General features: G+C 68.5%; 18 protein-coding genes and 1 tRNA gene. 5 read left to right on the top strand and 14 right to left on the bottom strand.

Annotated elements, in window-relative coordinates:
• Nucleotides 1-16 precede the first annotated feature (16 nt).
• The 8 genes from BWI15_RS07930 to BWI15_RS07895 form a co-directional block, all read right to left on the bottom strand.
• Entirely contained in the window at nucleotides 17-715 is a 699-nt protein-coding gene (locus BWI15_RS07930; RefSeq protein ID WP_143465443.1) for a hypothetical protein, read from the bottom strand.
• 83 nt (nucleotides 716-798) lie between these two features.
• Nucleotides 799-2217, bottom strand: a complete 1419-nt coding sequence (locus tag BWI15_RS07925; protein WP_237771189.1) for a M15 family metallopeptidase — start codon at nucleotides 2215-2217, stop codon at nucleotides 799-801.
• Between the two features lie 60 nt (nucleotides 2218-2277).
• Nucleotides 2278-3417, bottom strand: coding sequence for a succinyldiaminopimelate transaminase (dapC, locus tag BWI15_RS07920; protein ID WP_077013641.1), 1140 nt, complete (start codon nucleotides 3415-3417; stop codon nucleotides 2278-2280).
• 101 nt (nucleotides 3418-3518) lie between these two features.
• Nucleotides 3519-3776 (bottom strand): hypothetical protein, encoded by a 258-nt coding sequence (locus BWI15_RS07915; protein ID WP_143465442.1) that lies wholly within the window; start codon nucleotides 3774-3776, stop codon nucleotides 3519-3521.
• Entirely contained in the window at nucleotides 3769-4101 is a 333-nt protein-coding gene (locus tag BWI15_RS07910) for a hypothetical protein (RefSeq protein ID WP_077013639.1), read from the bottom strand. Before BWI15_RS07910 ends, BWI15_RS07915 begins: the two co-directional genes overlap by 8 nt.
• A gap of 104 nt (nucleotides 4102-4205) precedes the next feature.
• The gene (locus BWI15_RS07905) at nucleotides 4206-5096 is read right to left on the bottom strand and encodes an alpha/beta fold hydrolase (protein WP_077013638.1); all 891 of its coding nucleotides are present in this window, start codon (nucleotides 5094-5096) and stop codon (nucleotides 4206-4208) included.
• A gap of 27 nt (nucleotides 5097-5123) precedes the next feature.
• The gene (locus BWI15_RS07900; protein ID WP_077013857.1) at nucleotides 5124-5720 is read right to left on the bottom strand and encodes a TetR/AcrR family transcriptional regulator; all 597 of its coding nucleotides are present in this window, start codon (nucleotides 5718-5720) and stop codon (nucleotides 5124-5126) included.
• 40 nt (nucleotides 5721-5760) lie between these two features.
• Nucleotides 5761-6231, bottom strand: a complete 471-nt coding sequence (locus BWI15_RS07895; protein ID WP_077013637.1) for a MarR family winged helix-turn-helix transcriptional regulator — start codon at nucleotides 6229-6231, stop codon at nucleotides 5761-5763.
• Nucleotides 6232-6317: 86 nt separating this feature from the next.
• On the opposite strand from BWI15_RS07895, the gene BWI15_RS07890 reads away from it, so the two are divergent.
• Entirely contained in the window at nucleotides 6318-6695 is a 378-nt protein-coding gene (locus BWI15_RS07890) for a DoxX family protein (protein WP_077013636.1), read from the top strand.
• 81 nt (nucleotides 6696-6776) lie between these two features.
• Here BWI15_RS07890 and BWI15_RS07885 read toward each other — a convergent pair whose 3' ends face one another.
• From BWI15_RS07885 to BWI15_RS07875, 3 genes are read right to left on the bottom strand one after another with little or no spacing between them, the layout of a single operon-like run.
• Nucleotides 6777-7115 (bottom strand): GroES family chaperonin, encoded by a 339-nt coding sequence (locus tag BWI15_RS07885; RefSeq protein WP_077013635.1) that lies wholly within the window; start codon nucleotides 7113-7115, stop codon nucleotides 6777-6779.
• Nucleotides 7112-7375 (bottom strand): DUF3618 domain-containing protein, encoded by a 264-nt coding sequence (locus tag BWI15_RS07880; protein ID WP_077013634.1) that lies wholly within the window; start codon nucleotides 7373-7375, stop codon nucleotides 7112-7114. Before BWI15_RS07880 ends, BWI15_RS07885 begins: the two co-directional genes overlap by 4 nt.
• A 52-nt stretch (nucleotides 7376-7427) precedes the next feature.
• Nucleotides 7428-8465 (bottom strand): glucose 1-dehydrogenase, encoded by a 1038-nt coding sequence (locus BWI15_RS07875; RefSeq protein ID WP_077013633.1) that lies wholly within the window; start codon nucleotides 8463-8465, stop codon nucleotides 7428-7430.
• Between the two features lie 179 nt (nucleotides 8466-8644).
• Between BWI15_RS07875 and bcp the strand changes: the two genes are divergently transcribed.
• From bcp to BWI15_RS07860, 3 genes are all read left to right on the top strand, one after another.
• A complete protein-coding gene (gene bcp / locus BWI15_RS07870; protein WP_077013632.1) occupies nucleotides 8645-9112 on the top strand; it encodes a thioredoxin-dependent thiol peroxidase in 468 nt (155 codons plus the stop codon).
• Nucleotides 9113-9471: 359 nt separating this feature from the next.
• Nucleotides 9472-11073 carry a VWA domain-containing protein gene (locus tag BWI15_RS07865; RefSeq protein ID WP_237771188.1) on the top strand — a complete coding sequence of 534 codons (1602 nt, stop codon included), beginning with the start codon at nucleotides 9472-9474 and terminating at the stop codon, nucleotides 11071-11073.
• 42 nt (nucleotides 11074-11115) lie between these two features.
• A tRNA-Leu gene (locus tag BWI15_RS07860) sits at nucleotides 11116-11196 on the top strand.
• A 169-nt stretch (nucleotides 11197-11365) separates the two neighbouring features.
• Here the strand turns inward: BWI15_RS07860 and BWI15_RS07855 are convergent.
• Nucleotides 11366-11935, bottom strand: a complete 570-nt coding sequence (locus BWI15_RS07855) for a hypothetical protein (RefSeq protein WP_077013630.1) — start codon at nucleotides 11933-11935, stop codon at nucleotides 11366-11368.
• Between the two features lie 534 nt (nucleotides 11936-12469).
• Here BWI15_RS07855 and BWI15_RS07850 point away from each other — a divergent pair.
• Nucleotides 12470-13702, top strand: a complete 1233-nt coding sequence (locus BWI15_RS07850; RefSeq protein WP_143465441.1) for a hypothetical protein — start codon at nucleotides 12470-12472, stop codon at nucleotides 13700-13702.
• Between the two features lie 47 nt (nucleotides 13703-13749).
• Here BWI15_RS07850 and BWI15_RS07845 read toward each other — a convergent pair whose 3' ends face one another.
• Entirely contained in the window at nucleotides 13750-14226 is a 477-nt protein-coding gene (locus BWI15_RS07845; protein ID WP_168197274.1) for a ribonuclease H family protein, read from the bottom strand.
• Between the two features lie 10 nt (nucleotides 14227-14236).
• A complete protein-coding gene (locus tag BWI15_RS07840; protein ID WP_077013627.1) occupies nucleotides 14237-14710 on the bottom strand; it encodes a hypothetical protein in 474 nt (157 codons plus the stop codon).
• Nucleotides 14711-14742 lie beyond the last annotated feature (32 nt).

The following is a 14742-nucleotide window of genomic DNA, read 5'->3' as shown; positions in this document are numbered from 1 at the left end:
AAAGGTAGTACATCTTTCATGCCGAATCGATCACAGTCCGGAGCTCGGGGACCACCTTCTGCGCCCACTCGGCGCCGGCGTTCGGGTCCTGGGCGGCGACCAGTGCGACGGTCGCGCCCTGCCGGACCGACGTCTCGGCGTAGGCCTCGGCACCGGCGTACCGGCGTAGTTGAGCCGCGGCGTCCTGCTCCGACCACAGCGGCTCTACGGCGAGCTGGGCGTCAGCGGACGCGCCGCAGGCGGCCATGCGGGCCTGGTATCCGGTGAAGTACTGCTGAGCCTGCGCCGCGTTGACGAAGCGGAGCAGGAGCGCGGTGGCGGGCAGGTCGGCACCGGTCCGGTACGTCGCCTGCAGTGCGTGCAGCGGGACGGGCAACGAGCCGGTCGGCAGGCGGCCCGCACAGCCGACCGGCAGCGCCTCGTACGCCGCCTGATGCGCACTGCGCTGCCTGGTCCACGTCTTGTTGCCCAGCCAGCCCGCCTCGGCGCCGCCCTCCTCGACGAACGTCTTCCAGCCGGTGCCGAGCTTGTCGGCCGGAGGCAGGTTCTTGCTGGAGACGGGACCGGCGGCCGGGGGCGGTGGTGCGGTCGCCTGCTCAGGCAGGACCGGCGGCTTGGCCGCGTCGGTGGGCTTGGCCGTGCTCGGCGTGATGGTGGGGACGGGGACCGTGCCTCCGACCGTGCTGGGGATCGCCACTTCCGGGGTCGTTGGCACCGCCTGAGGCTGGGGGTCGGAGGTGCACGAGGCGACCAGCCCGGCGACCAGGAGGGCCGCCGGGACCACGGCGTACCGGATGTTCACTTGGGCTGGTAGTGCTGGTAGTCGGGCTTGGACCAGCGTGCACCCCAGAAGTAGCCCTGGGCTTCGAGGGCCTTGGTCAGCGTGCTGCCGGCGAACAGCATGCCCGGGCGGACGACGGAACGGTTGCGGTAGGACAGGCCGTTGCTCGGGTACCAGACGCCGTTCGCCGCGAGGTACGGGTTCTCGACGGTGTTGATGTCGATCGCGTGGCCGTAGGAGTGCGGCGACAGCGAGTACGGGTCGCCGGTGACCTGCCGGCAGTTGAAGACCGAGGTGTTGTCGGCCTCCATCGCACGGATGTCACTGCCGCCGAACACGTCGACCCGGGTCATCCGCCGGATCGGGAACTTCGCGTTGAGGTTCGCCGTCCAGACCGTGATCATCTTCTGCACCGCGGCGTCGCGCACGATCAGCTCGCCCTTGTGCAGCAGGCCGTCGAAGCCCCAGTGGTTCATCGTCAACAGCCGCAGCGACGAGGGCCCGACCGGGCAGCCGGCCCGATAGGTCTTCGGCACCATGCTGGCGGCGACCGCGTACACCTTCGGGTTGAGCCCGGCCTTGATCACCACGTACGCCGTCCCGGACACCTCCACGGCGGTCGTCGGCACGCCGCGGCTGACCACCCGGACCGACCGGCTGGACGGGAAATTGTCCGGGACACGCAGACGGAAGTTGCCTTTGGCATCGGTTTTGACACTGGTCAGCCAGCGCCAGGCGCCGCTGCCGAGCAGGTCCTGGAGCACGACCTCGAGCCCCGCCTGCGCGGGCACCGTCGTCCCGGTGACGGCGACGCCGGTGAGCGCGACGTACGAGGCGGCGGGCTTGGTGACCACGATCCGGCGGTCCTGCGCGGTGCCGATCCGGGCCGGCGACATCGCCGGGGTGCCGTAGAACTTCGGGCCGACGACGACCCGGAAGGTGGTGCGGATCGGGCCGGTCGGGGTGTAGGTGATCTTGTACGCGCCGCCGGTGGTGGACTTGGTCGCACCGCGCAGGGTCCAGCCGCTGGGCAACGCCTGCCACAGCGAGAGGTACCAGCCGACGGCGCCGTTGTTCAGCTTGCCGGTGAACGTCAGCGGCCGGTCTTCCCAGCTGGTGGCCGGCTGATCCAGCGAGATGGCCAGCGCCTCGGCGGTCACCGACGGCGGCTGCGAAGGCGTCGTCGGTGGTGGCGTCACCGTCGTGGTGGGTGGCGTGGTCGGCGGTTCGGCCGGCGTACTGGTCGGCGGTTCGGCCGGCGTACTGGTCGGCGGTTCGATCGGCGTACTGGGAGGTGTTTCGGCCGGTGGTGTGACCGGCGTCGACACCGGCGTACCGGTCGGCACGCCGGGCGTGACGTCGGCTTGCGCGGTGATCGGTAGTGCTACTGCGAGCAGAGCTACTACTGCCGCAGTGGGCAGAGCTCTCCGAGCCATGGCGGTCCTCCCCAATGGGCGGGACCACTTCGGTCCCGCCACCCCTCACCAGGAAGGACGTTACGAACCCGCAAGAGGTTCGGTCCAGTCCTGAAGTCTTTTCACCGCGGCGTCGATCCGCTCGTCGGTCCCGGTCAGCGCGACCCGGATGTTCCGCTCGCCGGCCGTCCCGTAGAAGGCGCCGGGCGCCACCAGGATGCCGAGCTCGGACAGCGCAGCCACCGAACCGTACGCGTCGTACGACGGGTGCTCGGCCCACAGGTAGAGCCCGCCCTGCGACAGCGTGATCTCCCAGCCCGCACCGGTCAGCGCCTCGCGCAGCACCGAGCGCCGCCGGATGTAGCGCGCCCGCTGCTCCTCGACGTGCTGGTCGTCGTCGAACGCGGCCGCCATCGCGGCCTGGATCGGCGACGGCACCATCAGCCCGGCGTGCTTGCGGACCGCCAGCAGTTCGTTCACCACCCGCTCGTCACCGGCCACGAAACCGGCGCGGTAGCCGGCCAGGTTCGACCGCTTCGAGAGCGAATGCACCGCCAGCAGGTTGTCGAACGAGCCGCCGCAGACATCCGGGTGCAGCACCGACACCGGCTGCTCGTCCCAGCCGAACTCGATGTAGCACTCGTCGTTCACCAGCAGCACACCGTTGGCCCGGGCCCACTCCACCGCGGCCCGGAGCTCCTCGGCGGAGGTGATCTGACCGGACGGGTTGCGCGGCGAGTTCAGGTAGGCCACGCGCGCCGGGCCGTCGTACTGGGTGACGTCGGCGACCGGCACGCTCTCGGCCCGAACCAGCGCCGCACCTGCCTCGTACGTCGGGTACGCGAGGTCCGGGATCAGCACGGTGTCGCCGGCGCCGACGCCGAGCAGCGTCGGCAGCAGCATGATCAGCTCCTTGGTGCCGATCACCGGCAGCACGCCGGCCTGCGGGTCCACGCCCGTCACGCCGTGGCGACGCTCCAGCCAGTCGACGGCCGCCTGCCGCGCGATCGACGTACCGATCGTCGTCGGGTACGCCGGGGCGTCGGCCGCGTCCGCGAGCGCCTTCTTCACCAGGTCCGGGACCGGGTCCACCGGGCTACCGATCGACAGGTCGACGATGCCGTCCGGATGGTCGGCCGCCTTCTGCTTGAACGGGGCGAGCTTGTCCCACGGGAAGTCCGGCAGCCGGCTGGAGGTGGAGCTGGAGAAGAGATCGGTCACTCAGGCATTGTCTCTCGCACCGAATCCCCGCCTCCCCCGGCCGCCCGATCGGCGGACAGTCCGCCGTGTGCCCGCCGTGCGCAGCCCGACAACCTCCCTCCTCAAACCGACTTACCGCCGATCAGGCCGACGATGGCTCCGAAGCCGGCCTTCACGATGGTCGAGCAGGTTTCGATCAGGCTCTTCGCCTGATCGTTCGGCTGGTCGATCGAGATCACCAGGACGACGTTGAGGACCAACGCCGCCACGGTGAGTCCGAAAACGGCCAGAAAGACCAGTTTGAACGCTGGGGTCAGAGTCGTCGCATGGGTGACGTTCATCAGCGGTGGCTTGTCGGCGCCAATGTGAGGCTCAGTCATCGTCGGCCTGCCGCTCCGACGTACCGCCTGCGTTGTCGCGGCTCGGGCCGGCGGCGGACCGCTCGATGAAGGTCCGTACGAGCTCGTCGATCTGGGCCGGACTGGCATTCTCCAGTTCGAGCACTTCGCCGTCGAACCGGACCTGAACGGTGTTGCCTTTGATTCGCAGCTCGCCGGTGCTGTCGCCCTGGTCGAACAACAGCGTCCGCTCACTCGGATCCCGGAAGATCGCACGCCAGACCGCCCGGGCCCGCCCTGAGACCAGCGGAATCACGGCCGCGATCACCGCCAGCCCCACAGAGAACAACAACGACGTGGCGTTCATCGGCCCCTCCACCCCGAATGTGCTGAACCTCAAATGACTCAGCAGGCGCCCACTTCTCGTATCGTCCTCTGATTCGGGGGCGTTTGTCGCCGCCTCGGCGACATTTACTCGGGCGCGGTCTGCGGTTTGCCGAGGAATTCGCAGGCCATCGCGATGACCGCGGGATCGCGCAGGATGCGCCGGTGCCCGAGTCCCTCGGTCAGCTCGACGGTCGCGCCCGGCCAGACCTTCGCCAGCCGCAGGCTCCCGTCCGCCGCCGTCTCGCGGTCGTCGCGGTCGTGGATCGCCAGCAACGGCGGCAGTTCACGCCGCTCCGCCAGCGCGGACACCACCGTCACGCCCTCGAAGCTCTCCATCGGCCCGAACCTGCGCGCGAACCGCCGCAGGAAGCCGGCCCGCACCCGCGCCCCGAACCCGAAGCCCGCCTGGAACGCGTCGAGTGTCTCCGCGAAGTCCGTCGCCGCCGAGACGAACACCGCGCGCCCCGGCTCGGCGCCCTGGGCCAGGGCGTGCGAGATCGCCGCCGCCCCCAGCGAGTGCGCAACCACCCCGTACGCCGGTCCGCGGTCCGCGACCACCGCCTGGAACGCGTCCCCGATCTCGAGCAGCGTGCTCCGGCCCTTGCCCTCCCGGCCGGGCTCAGACTCTCCGTGGCTCGGCGCGTCGTACGCGACGACGCGGAAGCCTGCCTCGACCAGCGGCGGGACGAAGGCCGCGAGCTGCAGTCCCCAACCACCCCAGCCGTGCACGAGATAGACCAGCGGCCCGGCGCCGCCGTACACCTGGCCCCGGATCGCTCCCCGCTCGAACGGCACCTCGAACGGCGTGGCGTCCGGCAGGGCGATCCGCGGGCGCCGGACCTGCGCCGGCACCGGTGGCAGCCGGAACCACACCTGGTCCAGCAGTTTCGCGCCGAGCGGTGGCGCGAACCGCTCCAGCAACGGGAAGGTCACCGCATAGAACCGAACGATCGTGCTTTTTTTGGCCGACGACATCGCCGTTCCCCCCTCAGGTGGTGTGCATCAGATCCGCGCCGCGTCCAGCAGCGCTTCGAAGGCCGCCCGGGCCCGGGCCTCGGCCCGGTCGTCGCCGAGCAGCCGGCTGGCGTGATGGAAGGCCATCAGCACGCCCTGGATGTCGAAGGCGTACTGCTCCGGATCGGCGTCCGGACGGAACTGGCCTTCGGTGATGCCGGTCCGGAACACGGTCGCGATCGCGTCGAGATAGTCGCGATAGGCCTGCAGGAAGCGATCGCGGACCGGGCCGGGCGGCGCGTCGTCGAGCTCGGCCGACACGCTGTAGAAGAAGCAGCCGCCGGGCAGCGCGAGGTCGCCGTTGCCCCAGCGCAGCTTGCGGTCGAAGAACTCCCGCAGCCGCGCCTCGCCCCGCGGAGCCTTCAGGGCGGGCCGGACGACCCGCTCGGCGAACAGCTCCGCGGTCCGGTCGATCACGTCGAGCTGGAGCTGTTCCTTGGACTTGAAGTGGGAGAACAGGCCGCTCTTCGACAGGCTCGTCCGCTCGGCGAGCAGGCCGATGCTGAGCCCGCCCAGCCCGATCACGCTGACCTCGGCCGCGGCGACATCGAGCACCGCCGCCTTGGTCTGCTCACCTTTGCCCACGGTCACATAAGAGCACGACCGTGCGGTTCTTGCCAAGAGCTCAGCAGGACCGGTCCGCGTCGACCTTCGCCAGGATCTGGTCGCTGATCGCCTTGAGCTGGCCGAGCTGCTCCGGCGTGAGCGCGTCGATCACGTACCGCCGAACAGCCTCGACATGACCCGGCGCGGCCTCGACCAGATAGGCGTAACCCTCGTCGGTGAGCGTGGCGACCGTGATCCGGCCGTCCTCCTCGAACGGCCGCCGCCGCACGAATCCGCGCCGCTCGAGCCGCTTCACCACGTGCGACAACCGCGAGAGCGATCCGTTCGCCTCGCCGGCCAGGTCACTCATCCGTCGCGACCGGTCCGGCGACTCCGAGAGCGCGGCGAGCACGGTGTACTCGAAGTGATTCAGGCCGGAATCGCGCTGCAACTGGAAGTCGAGCGCCCCGGGCAGCTTGAACAGCAGACCGGCCAGCGCGATCCACCCCTGCAGTTCGTCGGAATCCAGCCACCGGACGTCGTCTGCCATCACCCCAGTCTACCGGCTTGGTTGACGCTTCAACTCAATCCGGCTACCTTGAGTTGAAGCATCAACTAAACTACTGAAAGTAGACCATGAACGTCTTTCTGTGGATCGTCGCGGGCGTCCTGGCCGCGTTCTTCCTGGCCGCCGGTGCGAACAAACTGCTGCAGTCCAAGGCCAAGCTGGCCGAGAACCCGGCGATGAAGTGGACCGACGACTTCTCGGCCGGCACGCTCAAGCTGATCGGCGCCGCCGAGGTGCTGGGCGCGATCGGCCTGATCCTGCCGGCGCTGCTCGACATCGCGCCCGTGCTGGTCCCGCTGGCCGCGACCGGCCTGGCGGTGATCATGATCGGCGCGATCATCACCCACGTCCGGCGCAAGGAGTACCAGCCGCTCGCGATCAACACGGTGGTGCTGGTGCTGTCGGCGCTGGTCGCGATCTTCCGGTTCGGGCCGAACAGCTTCTGAGCCACTCGACCAGTACGACGTGACGCGGCCGCCGCGGCAGCTGGGATGCTGCCGCGGCGGCCGCGGTCGTCGTACGGGCTGCTAGAGGTAGAGGCCGGTCTGGCCGTCCTCGAGGCGGTTGGCGGCGACCGCGTGCAGGTCGCGCTCGCGCAGCAGAACGTAGTCGTCGCCGCGGACCTCGACCTCGGCCCGGTCCTCGGGGTCGAACAGGACCCGGTCGCCGACCTCGACCGTGCGCACGTTGGCGCCGATCGCGACCACCTTGGCCCAGGCCAGCCGGCGGCCCATCTGGGCGGTCGCCGGGATCAGGATGCCGGCCGACGACTTGCGCTCGCCCTCCGCCTCCAGCGCGACCAGCACCCGGTCGTGCAGCATCCGGATCGGCAGCTTGTCGTCGGAGAGCCGCTTGCGAGGGGTCACCGGCGACCCACCAGCTTGCGGATCATCACCAGGACGCCGACCACGCCGACAACGGCCGCGCCGACCGCGACCAGCTTCTGGGTGCGCAGCTCGCCGCGCTCGTCGAAGACCTGCGCCTTCGCCTGCTCGACCTGCCGCTTGGCGACGTTCTTCGGGTGCGCGCGGTCGACCAGCTCGTCCACGGTCGAGGCCAGTCGCGCACGGGTGGCGGCGATGTCCGCCTCGATCTGCTCGGGACTGCGAGCTCGCGTGTCCGACACCTGTCCTCCTCGGTCTGGGTTACTGGCCGGCAACTGCTTCCATCCTCGCAGGTCACGCTCGCAAGTCGACGACCACCTTGATGTCGTCGGGCTCCTTGGTCAGCGCGCTCGGCCAGTCCGACAGCGGAACGGTCCGGGTGATCAGCCGGTCCAGCCAGTCACGGTCGGCGGCGAGCAGTACGTCGACGGCGTCCGCGTAGTGCCGCTTGGCCGCGTTGACCGAGCCGACCAGAGCGGCGTTGCGCACGACCAGCTGCCGCACCAGGGCGTCCATCTGGACGTCGATGCTCGACGGACCGGGCGCGATGCCGGTCAGGCACATCACACCGGCGGGCGCGAGCAGCTTGGCGGACTCCACCACGACCGGACCGGCGCCGGTGGCCTCGATCACGACGTCCGGCTGGACCTGCAGGTCTTCGAGGTTCGTGAGGAAGCTGCCGCCGAGGTCCCGGACCAGCTGCGGCTTGGGGCCCTGGTCCGAGCGGTCCAGCACGTGTACGGCGTACCCGCGCTGTGCTGCGATCAGTGCGGCGAGCAGGCCGATCGGTCCAGCGCCGGTGACGAGCACCTGCTTCGGCTCGTACCAGGAGCGTCCACCGATCCGGTCCACCTGCTCCCACGCCTTGGTGAGGATGCTGGCGGGCTCGATCAGTACGCCGAGGCGGCCCAGCTCGGCAGGCACCCGTACGGCGAAGTAGGGGTCGACCCGCCAGCGCTCTGCGCCGTACCCGTCGTGGCCTTTGATGCCACGCTCGGTGTAGCGGCCGTTGCGGCAGAAGTCCCACTCACCTCGCGCACACGCCGGACAGGGCTCCGGGTCGGGCCGCCGGACGATGCCGGCGACCAGGTCGCCGTTGGAGAAGCCGGAGCCGGGCGGTGCGTCCAGGACCTGGCCGAGCGACTCGTGGCCGAGCACCAGCCGATTGGCGCCGTCCCCGCCGAACTCCCCGGAGACGAGTTCGAGGTCGGTGCCGCAGATTCCGGCCAGCACCCCCTCGACCAGCATCGTGCCGTCGGTCTCGGGCGGCTCGGCGACCTCCCCGACGGACGCAGAGTCAGCCTTGCCCGGAATCACCGTCATCGCCCGCATGCGACCACTCCACTCCTGCCCGGCACGGCGCGCAAGTCCCCTCGCCGCGTCACACCGGTCACAGGAGCCCCTTGCGACCCGGCGGACGTCGTACGGCAGAATGTCGGACAATCACCCGGTCAGGCTCGGCCGCGCCCGTCCGGGCACCTGTTGGTCAGCGTTGTGGGAAGGACACAGTCATGTCCGAGCGCCTCTCGGTCGGCGACGCCGCACCGGAGTTCACCCTGCCCGACGCCGACGGCAACGAGGTGTCGCTGCGCGACCTGCGCGGCAAGAACGTGATCGTGTACTTCTACCCGGCAGCGATGACCCCGGGGTGCACCAAGCAGGCCTGCGACTTCCGTGACTCGCTCGACTCGCTGGCCGCCGCCGGGTACACGGTGCTCGGGGTCTCGCCGGACAAGCCGGCCAAGCTGCAGAAGTTCCGGGACCGCGACGGCGTGACGTTCCCGCTGCTCAGCGACCCGGACAAGGAAGTGCTGACGGCGTACGGGGCGTTCGGGGAGAAGACGATGTACGGCAAGAAGGTGACCGGGGTGATCCGCTCGACCTTCGTGATCGACGGCGAGGGCAAGATCGCGGTCGCGCAGTACAACGTGAAGGCCACCGGGCACGTCGCCAAGCTGCGCCGCGATCTCGGTCTCTGAGATCGCGCGACCGGCTCGGCGAAGGAAAACCTTCGAAGATTTCATGGCGCCGGTCCGTGGAACGGTCGTTTGAGCAAATCATTCGTGTGATCTGGATCACATCGCCGTTGAAGCTGATCGCGATCCCGTCGCTACGCACTGTGAGTTTTCAGGCCTGACGCGGGAGTAGCCGTACTGCCGGGGCGTCCCGCGTTCCATGACGGCCTGGTTCCGGTGCGGTCACGGTGCCCGGCGACCTTGGCCCTGACCAGTGCAAACCGGGTAATCTTCGCGCGCAGTCTGCCTCTGGGAGGGAGGGACCTGCCGCGATGGGAAAACATTCCTCTGCGGTGACGCGAAGTAACAGCAACCGACGACCGGTGTACCTGACCGCTGTCGGTCTCTTGGTGCTCTCGCTGGGTGCCGTGTTCGTGGTCCGCTCCTTCGGATCCGAGTCCAGCGCCGACGGTTTGCTGAGCAGCAAGTGTGACGAGCCGACTCAGGTCAAGCTCAGCACCACGCCGGAGTTCCAGCCTCAGCTGGACCAGGCGACCAAGGCGTTGATGGCCAAGGGTGGTGAGGACGGCAGCCCCTGTCTGCAGTTCACCGTCACCGCCGCGCAGTCCGCGTCGGTCGCCCAGGAACTGTCCACCGGCAGCGACAGCCGGCCCGACCTGTGGGTGCCGGACTCCTCGCTGTGGGTGAGCCGCGCCGACGACGGCGAGTCCATCCCCACCGTCGCGGTCCCGTCGCTGGCCAGCTCCCCGCTGGTCCTGGTCGGCCGGACCGAGAACTTCGCGAACACCTCGTCGTGGCTCGGAACCTTCGCCGACACCCAGCCGGCCCTGCTCGACCCGCTGAAGTCGTCGTCCGGCGCGCTCGCGCTGCTCGCGATCCAGTCCGAGCGGGCCAAGACCTCGGCCTCGAACAGCCAGGTCGCCAAGGTGCTGGTCCCGCTCGCGCAGCGGCTCGGCTCGATGGCCAAGCAGTACACCGAGGTGAGCGGCCCGCTGAGCAAGGCGTCGGCGGACAACAGCCCGGTCGTCGTACCGATGTCTGAGCAGGCGTTCGTCAAGTACCAGGACGAGCACCCGACCGCTCCGCTGAAGGCAATCGTGCCGCGGACCGGGACGCTGCTACTGGACTACCCGGTCGTGGTGACCGCCAAGAACAACACTCAGGCGATCAGCGACGCCGGCCAGGCCCTGGCCGCGGAGATGCTGTCCGACGCGGTCGGCCAGTCCCGCGACGACGCCGGCTTCCGCGACCCGCTGATGAGCCCGCTGGGCGAGGGCCGCGGCGTCGGCGACATCACCCAGCTGACCAAGCCGACCGCCGCCGCCATCGGCAAGGTCCTGCAGAGCTGGACGACGCTGTCGCTGTCGGCCCACTCGCTGGCCGTCATCGACGTCTCCGGCTCGATGGCCGAGAAGGTCCCCGGCAGCGCCAAGACCCGGATGCAGCTGACCATCGAAGCCGCCGCCCACGGCCTCGGGCTGTTCCCCGACTCGGCCGAACTGGGACTGTGGGTGTTCTCGACGAAGATCGGCCCCGAATCGGCGGACTTCAAGAAGCTGGTTCCGATCGGCAAGCTCACCCAGGGCCACCGGCAGCAGATGCTCGGCCAACTGAAGGCCCAGTCGGCCCGCGTCGGCGGCGGAACAGGCCTGTACGACACGGCGATCGCGGCCGTGCGGGAGGTCCGCAGCCAGTACAACTCCGGCGCCGTCAACACCGTCCTGCTCTTCACCGACGGCAAGAACGACGACCCGGGCAGCATGACTCTCGACCGGGCCCTGCAGACCCTCGAAGGCCTCAAGGACCCAGCTCGCCCGGTCCGCATCATCGCCCTGGGTATCGGCCCGGACGCCGACGAGACCGAACTCAAGCGCCTGGCTCAGGCCACGGGCGGCCAGAGCTACGTGGCCCGCAACCCCACCGACCTCCAGGACGTCTTCATCGACGCCCTGCAGAACCGCTGACACCGGTTGCTCCCTAGGATGACCTCCTGGGGAGCAACCCCGGCCAGAGTGGTGGAACGGCAGACACGCCGGCTTTAGGTGCCGGTGCCTTCGGGCGTGCGGGTTCAAATCCCGCCTCTGGCACCCAGGAACGACAGGCGGACCCTGCAACGAGCAGGAACAGCCAAGGGAACAAAACAAAAGCATCAAAGATACAAGAACAGAAGCACACAGAGAAAAACACAAAGAACAAAAGGATAGTTGGCAGTCTGTGGCTGGGGCCGCCTGCCAGCTCGAGAGCCGCCGCCGGCGATCAGACCATGGCGTTCGACGGCAGGGCCCCGTCATCCGAGCCGTCCAGCATGGCCGCGATACGGACGACGTGCCGGCTCAGGCGTTCGTACTCTTCAGGGCTTGCTGGTGATCGGCTGATCATCATCGCGCCGGCCGCCGGGAGACCGCGAAGGTCGAGGGCGAGGTAGAGCCCGAAGGTGTGATCCAGAGGATCCAGGAACTGGTCGAACAAGTACCAGGTCAGCCGCTCGTGCGAGTTCGGGTCCTTCAAGGTCACATAGCGGACCATGCCTTCCCGAGCGGAGATATGACCCGAGAACTGCAGGCGGCTCATCGTCTCATTCCCGGGGACTTTCAACGTCCTCACATTCATCCGGCCGAGCAGAAAAGAGTAGGTCACCTTCAGCTTGCGCGCCTGGACCTTGCCGGATCCGGTGGTGCTGCGGTGATAGGCGTACCACGTTCCCAAGTACTTCCGTTGGCCGGGCAAACGCTTGAAATTCACGAGCAACCACAGTTGGCGGCAGATGAGCGGGGTCAGACCCAAAAGGAAGCCCGCAATCACCTCGACCCAATTCACATCCTGCATGAGACACCTCCACGAGGAGCATCTGCTGAGGTCAAGGATTCCAGGATGTGCCGCGTTTCGGCGATGCGTCATTCGTGCGCCGACTGGGTTCCTCCACGCACATCAGCCCCATGAATGCCTTTTCTGTGCTACGCCATGCCATCGGTGGCAAGCGTCCGGAGGCCGCGGGATCATTGCCAGGACAGTTCTTCTGACGACGGCTGCGCCTGAAGACGCCCGAGGAGCCATCCGATGGCCAAAAACAATTCACCAATTCCTCGGCGAACAGGAAGTAAACCAACGGTCCTTCGGGACTCTACTCCTCTCAACGCACGTTCTGTCGACACTCAGGTGCGGGCGGCCTGGTTGCTCCGTGCGCACCGGACGGCCGCGAGGCTGAGCCGTGCCCAGTTGGTCGCTCGCCTTCGCCGGCACGGCGTCACTGCGAGCACGAGGTCCCTGGCCGAGGTCGAGAACGGCCGGCGTCGCTCGGCCCGGGTCACCAGTTGGTACGAACTGGCCCTGGAACTACCGGCCGGGACTCTGGTGGCGCCCGTGGACATCCTGTATCGCACGTTCGCCTCCAGCCCGCCTGATCTCGCCCCTGTGCCAGGCCCGCGCAGCATCGCAGGACGAGTTGCTGTCCTGGACGCGCTCGACTCCGAACCGCTCAGCGGCAGCGATTGGTGGCAGTGGGCCCACCTCGTTGAGGAGGTTCCCGTTCCCACCCGTGAACTCCTCCGGCAGACGCAGCGACTGGCGAGTGAGCTCGGACGAAGCGTGGGCACGGGGTATCCCTTGCGCTACGAAGCTTTGTCCCGGATCCGATGCGGTCCTCAGGGGAACGTTGTCATCGAAGTGGCCAGGCGCGCGTTCGAGCATCCCCATGTCCAGGCCATCGCCGACCTGGCGAGCGCGGTGTCGGAGAAGGTCGATCCCCAGGGATGGGACTGGGCCGTGGCGCAACTGAGCGACCACCGTGCCAACGTCGTCCATGCGGGAGTCATCGCGATCGAGAACATGGCCAGTCTGCGGGACTTCGATGCCGACCTGTGGTTCGGACTCAGCGAACCGTTCGTCGGGGCCTACAACGCGGCAGCGGGCGAGCCGTGGAGCCTTCTCTGCCACCTGTTCCACTTGATTCCCCGGCAGCATGCAGACGGGTTGAGGCGGTACCTGGGCAGACCTCCCGCTCCCCCGACTGAGCTGCCGCATCTGAGCGAGACGCGCGTGAACACCCACTGGTCCAGGTGTCAGGCGCATGCCCAGGCACTCTCCGCAAACTTCGGTCTGCCGGACGAGGATCTGCTGGCCCGCTTGATGTTCGACGCCCTGTTCGGATCGGCGGAGACCACGGCTGTCACCAGCGGAATTCTCCTCACCAGCGCGCCGTACGCGGAGCAGGTGGCGGCATCCCTTGCGGACACCGCAGCCCGTACGGCGGAAGCGGCACTACGTGAACGCGCCTGGAAGCGTCTGGTCGGCATGAACAGCGGCTGTGCGCCCCCGGCGCGAGCGAGTGGCCATCAACCGGTGGTCCCGCTCCTTGCCCACTTGCTACTTCTGGCCCAGGCAGGACAAGCTCCAGACCCCACCGACCTGCAAAACGCCCTGGTCTTCAATCCCACCGAACTGCGCCGGGTCCTGTACGCCGCCGGGATGTCCGCCAGCCCCGTCCTGCACCAATGGCGAGACGCCGAGGACCCCGTGCTGGCCGGCACCGCAGCTTGGTGGATCGATGAGGGAGCCCGCGTCTGCGACGAGCGTTCAGACGAACCGGCTGGCTGAGTCTGTCCCGTGCACCGACCGGCTGGACTCACTGTGTCGGGTCACGGTCACTCCTGCGGAAAGCAAGCCGCGACGGCCAGGCTGTCTACGAAGTCGTTCATTTCGTGGCCGGAGTGGCCTTTGACCCATTGGAAGGCGATGTTGCCTCGGGTGGTGACCAGCGCGACCAGGGGTTCCCAGAGATCTCGGTTGGCGACCGGTTTTTTGGCTGAGGTGAGCCAGCCTCGTTCGAGCCAGCCGGTGTGCCAGCTGTCGCGGAAGCAGTTCACCACGTATGTCGAGTCCGAGACGATCAGGAGTGGGCCCTCGTTCGCTCGGACGGCTTCCAGGGCGGCGCGGATCTCCATGCGTTGGTTGGTCGAGGTGGCCTCGTGACCGGAGGCGTAGTCGGTGGTGGACACAGCCCAGGCCCAGCCGCCGGGGCCGGGGTTGCGGGAGCAGGCGCCGTCGGTGAAGACCGTTCGTGCGCCGGGCGGGATCGGCATGTCAGGTGGGCGGGGGCGGCGGGGGCGCGAAGTCGGCATGGGAGTGGATCTACCTCGGAAGTGCGCTCAGGGCTGGGATGAGGAAGACCAGGATCATCAGGACGGTCGCGGTGGTGAAGGCGGCGATCAAGGCCAGGAGGACGCCGAGGCCGTTGCGGTCGACCTTCGCGTGGCCGATGCTGCCGGCCGAGGCGAACTGGTGGTACGGGAGAGCGTAGAAGACCGGGACCGCCTGGTTGGGGTGCACGGTGCAGTCGAGGGACGCTCGGCCGAAGGTGCGCATCCACTGAGCGTGGACGTCGATGTGCAGCGGACCGGCGACGACCGGGATGTCGTTGCGGCCGTACTTCACCGGAACCTTGTAGCCGTTCAGGCGGACCGTGGGCGGGACGATGGTGCCGGTGAAGACACTGCCCTGGATGGTCAGGTGCAGCGTGCCCATCGGAGCCTGCGGCTGGTACGGCTGCGGCTGGTACGGCTGGTACGGCAGCGGGTACGGCTGGTACGGCGACTGCTGGCTCATGCCGGCAAACGATAGACGCCGACGCGGGCGCC

The sequence above is a fragment of the Kribbella sp. ALI-6-A genome (assembly GCF_001984195.1).
In the GTDB taxonomy this organism is placed as follows: Bacteria; Actinomycetota; Actinomycetes; order Propionibacteriales; family Kribbellaceae; genus Kribbella.
This window is presented reverse-complemented; position numbering and strand designations above follow the sequence as displayed.

What these genes read in the sequence shown, in the direction of transcription:
- BWI15_RS07925 (WP_237771189.1), bottom strand. Translation starts at nt 2,217, where the DNA reads ATGGCTCGGAGAGCTCTGCCCACTGCGGCAGTAGTAGCTCTGCTCGCA.
- BWI15_RS07915 (WP_143465442.1), bottom strand. Translation starts at nt 3,776, where the DNA reads ATGACTGAGCCTCACATTGGCGCCGACAAGCCACCGCTGATGAACGTC.
- BWI15_RS07910 (WP_077013639.1), bottom strand. Translation starts at nt 4,101, where the DNA reads ATGAACGCCACGTCGTTGTTGTTCTCTGTGGGGCTGGCGGTGATCGCG.
- BWI15_RS07905 (WP_077013638.1), bottom strand. Translation starts at nt 5,096, where the DNA reads ATGTCGTCGGCCAAAAAAAGCACGATCGTTCGGTTCTATGCGGTGACC.
- BWI15_RS07895 (WP_077013637.1), bottom strand. Translation starts at nt 6,231, where the DNA reads ATGGCAGACGACGTCCGGTGGCTGGATTCCGACGAACTGCAGGGGTGG.
- BWI15_RS07890 (WP_077013636.1), top strand. Translation starts at nt 6,318, where the DNA reads ATGAACGTCTTTCTGTGGATCGTCGCGGGCGTCCTGGCCGCGTTCTTC.
- BWI15_RS07875 (WP_077013633.1), bottom strand. Translation starts at nt 8,465, where the DNA reads ATGCGGGCGATGACGGTGATTCCGGGCAAGGCTGACTCTGCGTCCGTC.
- bcp (WP_077013632.1), top strand. Translation starts at nt 8,645, where the DNA reads ATGTCCGAGCGCCTCTCGGTCGGCGACGCCGCACCGGAGTTCACCCTG.
- BWI15_RS07855 (WP_077013630.1), bottom strand. Translation starts at nt 11,935, where the DNA reads ATGCAGGATGTGAATTGGGTCGAGGTGATTGCGGGCTTCCTTTTGGGT.
- BWI15_RS07845 (WP_168197274.1), bottom strand. Translation starts at nt 14,226, where the DNA reads ATGCCGACTTCGCGCCCCCGCCGCCCCCGCCCACCTGACATGCCGATC.
- BWI15_RS07840 (WP_077013627.1), bottom strand. Translation starts at nt 14,710, where the DNA reads ATGAGCCAGCAGTCGCCGTACCAGCCGTACCCGCTGCCGTACCAGCCG.